Source organism: Cellvibrio sp. (assembly GCF_053579595.1).
The window spans coordinates 1-4,471 of sequence record NZ_JBRFPI010000365.1 but is presented as its reverse complement, the minus strand read 5'-3'; the positions used below and the strand labels follow the sequence as shown (position 1 = coordinate 4,471).

Annotated in this window: 5 protein-coding genes; all 5 read right to left on the bottom strand. The window is 46.4% G+C overall.

The genetic code is table 11. The features are described 5' to 3' along the window. Positions 1-1,169 (bottom strand): hypothetical protein (locus ACWA6V_RS17775; protein WP_449523752.1); only part of this gene is annotated, 1,169 nt, incomplete at its 3' end. Between the two features lie 19 nt (positions 1,170-1,188). Continuing rightward, positions 1,189-1,644, bottom strand: coding sequence for an ion channel (locus ACWA6V_RS17770; protein WP_449523751.1), 456 nt, complete (start codon positions 1,642-1,644; stop codon positions 1,189-1,191). Positions 1,645-1,686: 42 nt separating this feature from the next. Beyond that, a complete protein-coding gene (arsJ, locus tag ACWA6V_RS17765) occupies positions 1,687-2,910 on the bottom strand; it encodes an organoarsenical effux MFS transporter ArsJ (RefSeq protein ID WP_449523750.1) in 1,224 nt (407 codons plus the stop codon). 102 nt (positions 2,911-3,012) lie between these two features. Further along, complete coding sequence (locus ACWA6V_RS17760) at positions 3,013-4,020, bottom strand: ArsJ-associated glyceraldehyde-3-phosphate dehydrogenase (RefSeq protein WP_449523749.1); 1,008 nt, start codon at positions 4,018-4,020, stop codon at positions 3,013-3,015. Positions 4,021-4,058: 38 nt separating this feature from the next. Next, positions 4,059-4,394, bottom strand: coding sequence for a metalloregulator ArsR/SmtB family transcription factor (locus ACWA6V_RS17755; RefSeq protein ID WP_449523748.1), 336 nt, complete (start codon positions 4,392-4,394; stop codon positions 4,059-4,061). Between the last annotated feature and the right edge of the window lie 77 nt (positions 4,395-4,471).

Sequence of the window (4,471 nt, the reverse complement as noted above, 5' to 3'; positions counted from 1 at the left end):
ACGAACGCACGAATATCCACCTTTAAAGCGATCTCTTGTTCATCCACCAAAATACCGCGCTCGCTCGGTGGAACTTGTTGTTGGGCGACATAATCGCCTTGCAGGATTTCATCCCACACGCGTTTGGTAATTTTGTCGCCGCGATAGGCCGCTTTGCTTCCATAGCCAGTCGCAGGTTTAAAAAATAAGTGTTTGCGCTCCTGCCATAAATGTTCGGCATTATAGGCATTGACTAATTGGGTGCGGGGAATTCCGGAGAGCAGGGTTTTGATATCTTCATCATTTGCACCGAATGCCCTGAGGTTTGTTTCATCGCTGAGCAAGGCTAAATTACGTTTGTTGGCATAAAGTGCGTGGTGACGAGGGTTGGGGGTAAGCACTACGGCATTGTTTTCATAAGCAGAGCGCAATACGGCGTTGCCCGGCTGCGTAAGGGAAAAATCTGTAAGACGGTTGTAAACCAGATCAATCACTTGTTGTCGATAAAACAACTGGCCGTCAACCAAGGTGAGTTCGCGCGGATCGACAATCAGGGTTTTAATTCCCGCGCGCTCAAATACACTTTGCGCCAATAAAAATTCCGGATAGAGAAATTGGGCGCTGGGGTTTTCGTCTACCAGTGCAACGCAGCGCAGTGTTTGATCACCGCGCGCTAACTGCCACTCACGTTTAAACATAGCCACAAATCCAGCTTCAACTTGTGGCTGATGAAGCTGCGGAAAATCACCCGCTGCATTGCAACAAGCAGTTTGTGCGCTGAGCAATATCGCATTTAAAAAACCACCACCAGCGTTGGTATTGATTTCAATAACCTGTGGCCCGGTTTCATTTAAATGAAAATCAAAGCCCATAAATACGCCAGAGACGAGTGATGCATGTTGAGCGATGGCAGGAGCCTTGGCTAATGCCGCTTGTTGATAAGCACTCAGGGAAGTAACGCGCGTTATTGCATGCACCAGCTGCTGCAGTTGTTGCCATTGTGTAGGGGAGATAAATACTGCCGTGTGGGAAAATAATTGTTCGAGGTGTTGCAATACTTCAGCTGGCAATGCCTGCGCCTGCAAACTCGCCAGCAATTCAGCGCGATTAAGGGTTTTGCAAAAACAGGCACGATTTAATAAATCGGCGGCAGAGTCGCAATTTGTGTTGCAAACCTTTTTATCGGTCACTTTATTTTACCTTCCTCTATTATTTTACTTTCCAGTGTTTCTGCATTTCCAAATACATAAAAGACGCAGTCCAGGCAATCAGTAACAAACCGGTTAAGGCCTCAATACCCGCTAAAAAACGCAGCCATCCGGTGGGCGCAAGGTCGCCAAAACCGAGCGAGGTGTAACAGGTGAGTGAAAAATAAAGGCTATCGATAAAACCGGTGCTGGGCGTACCAAATAAGCCATGACCCTGAATATCGCCGCCCAGCAAGCTACCCAGTGATTCCTGTTGAATTAAAAAATAAAAACCGCCGGCGAAAAGGGTAATTTCTAACAAATGCGCACAAAGACATCCCAATATACCGATAAGGATACTCAGGCGCGGTGAGGCTTTTATGTTGGGAATGGCAGTGGTTAGTAAATTCAGCGCTTCAAAATGAATCAGCACAGCGACCGTAACTAAAAACAAAATTGATAATAGGGATAACAACATAGTTTGGCCGATGTCCTACTGATCATGAAAATACAATAGCGCTTAAAGTGCGAGCGAGTGGTTTTTTGGTAGTAACAACGAAATAGCACAGACGATGATTAGAAAAACGGTTGTTGTCCAAAGACAGGCAACCATGCCACCGGTTTGATAGACATAACCTGATAATAAGGTGCCGATTAACCGCCCCATGGCGTTGGCCATATAATAAAAGCCAACATCAAGTGAAACACCATCGTCTTTAGCGTAGCTAACAATTAGATAACTGTGCAGCGATGAGTTAATCGCAAATACCACACCAAAGAGTATTAGCCCGATAATTAATACCTGCGCAACAGGCAAGGATGTTGAAAACGCAAATGCCATAAGCGCGGTAACGAGCGTTAGTATTATGGCCCACACCAGCGCTGCGCTACCGGCTGGGGCAGAATCTGGTTTAGTGGAAGAGAATGCGCCGATAATCCTGGGTGCAAAAGATTGCACAATACCGTAACCAATGACCCAGCTTGCGAGAAACCCGCCGACCCACCAAAAATTCCAACCTAGCTGGCTGCTTAGAAAAACCGGCAGTGCTACTACAAACCATATATCGCGCGCGCCAAATAAGAATAATCGCGCAGCGGACAAAATATTAATCGCACGGCTTTTGGAAAATAATTCATTAAATTTCGGTTTGTTTTTAGCTTTACCTAAATCCTGTTTCAGTAAGATCACACTGGCAATCCATACCAAGGCTAGCGCCGTTGCCATCGCCAATACTGCGGCTTTAAAGCTCAAGAGCGCCAGCAGTGCGCCGCCGAGAAAAAATCCCACACCTTTCAACGCGTTTTTTGAGCCAGTGAGCAATGCAATCCATTTAAATAATTTTCCCTGCTGATCACCCGGAACTAATAATTTAATCGCACTCTTGGCGCTCATTTTATTTAAATCTTTAGCGATGCCTGATAACGCCTGCGCGCCCATCACCAGCGGCACACTGAGCCAATGAGTGGGCACGGTGAGCAACGCCAGCGCAATTACCTGTAAGCCAAGGCCAATATTCATGGTGCGATTTAAACCAATGCGCGCACCCAGATAACCGCCAAATAAATTAGTGACTATCCCGAAAATTTCATAAAACAAAAACAGCGCCGCAATTTCTAGCGGGCTGTAGCCGAGTTGATGAAAGTGCAACACCACCAACATACGCAGCGCACCATCGGTAAGCGTAAACGCCCAATAATTTCCGGTGACGATTGCGTATTGTTTTATTGCAGAAGACGCGTTCATAAATTTCCTGTAAGCGTAGCCCGTATGGAGCCTAGCGTAATACGGGACGGTTTTTGCGAACATAAACAACCCCGTATTCCGTTACACTCCATACGGGCTACATTAATCTGCCGATCCTACAAGTTTCGCCAATTCCGCCGTGCGATTTGCATAACCCCATTCATTGTCGTACCAGGCATAAATTTTTACCAAGGTACCGTTCACCACCATAGTGGAAAGCGCATCGACAATCGATGAAAGCGGATTGCCACAAAAATCACTGGAGACTAACGGGCGCGTCTCATAGCCAAGAATATTTTTCAGATAAGTTTCGCTCGCGCTTTTTAACAACGCATTCACTTCTTCCACACTGGTATTGCGCTCCACTTCAAATACGCAATCGGTCAGTGAACCCGTAGCCAATGGCACACGCACAGCGTGGCCATTTAATTTACCGCGCAGCTCAGGAAAAATTTCTGCGATTGCAGTAGCTGAACCGGTACTAGTGGGAATTAAATTGGAATGGGATGCGCGAGCGCGGCGCAAATCTTTATGGGGTTGGTCGAGTATAGATTGGGTGTTAGTTAAATCGTGAATGGTGGTAATGGCGCCGTGTTTAATCCCGAGCTGTTCATGAATCACTTTAACCACCGGTGCCAGACAGTTAGTGGTGCAAGACGCCGCTGTCACTATGCGATGCATTGCTGGATCAAATAAATGCTGATTAATGCCCATCACGACATTTAATACACCCGGTTCTTTTACCGGTGCGCTTACCACGACACGTTTTACGCCTTGATCCAAATAGGCCTGCAACAAGTTTACCTTGCGCATTTTGCCGCTGGCTTCAATTACCAGATCGCAACCGCTCCAATCAGTTTCCGCAATCGTTTTCTTGCGCGTAATTTTTTTCGATTTGTCGTCAATTTTAATTGCATGTTCATCCGCGCTGGTGTCTGGCGCCCATTGGCCTTGCACTGAATCGAATTTTAATAAATGTGCAAAAGTGGCTGCATCACCTGCAGGATCATTAATCTGTACAAATTCAAATTCCGGCCAGCGCCAGCTTGCACGCAATGCCAGGCGACCGATACGGCCAAAACCATTGATACCGATTTTGATTTTTTTCATGTTCTTTCTCGCAAAAAAATTTATTTGATATTAATTGTTTAACAACAACGGTTCGGTCGGTCTTCCATTTCACACAGGCGTTGGTGATTTTCCTCCAGCCAATCCTGATTGGCATCGAGCATCGTCTTCAATGTTTTAGTAATCCACGCGGGCAATTCCGGATGCAAACGGTAGTACACCCACTGCCCTTGGCGGCGATCAGCGAGCAGACCTGACTCGCGCAGCAGCGCCAAATGGCGGGAAATTTTGGGTTGGATTTCATCGAGCGCACAGGTGAGTTCACATACACATAGCTCTTTTTCGCATGTGACCAGCAGCGCGATACGCGCGCGGGTGGGGTCAGCGATAGCTTTGCTAAATTCAGCTGGATTCATACAGACGAATGTTCTCCGTATCTTGCATATGGATTTTTATATATATGAATAAGTGTATATATTGATCTAAACGCGAG

Bases quoted from the DNA above. Each gene is read 5' to 3' on its own strand.
- ACWA6V_RS17770 (WP_449523751.1), bottom strand. From the start codon at position 1,644: ATGTTGTTATCCCTATTATCAATTTTGTTTTTAGTTACGGTCGCTGTG.
- arsJ (WP_449523750.1), bottom strand. From the start codon at position 2,910: ATGAACGCGTCTTCTGCAATAAAACAATACGCAATCGTCACCGGAAAT.
- ACWA6V_RS17760 (WP_449523749.1), bottom strand. From the start codon at position 4,020: ATGAAAAAAATCAAAATCGGTATCAATGGTTTTGGCCGTATCGGTCGC.
- ACWA6V_RS17755 (WP_449523748.1), bottom strand. From the start codon at position 4,394: ATGAATCCAGCTGAATTTAGCAAAGCTATCGCTGACCCCACCCGCGCG.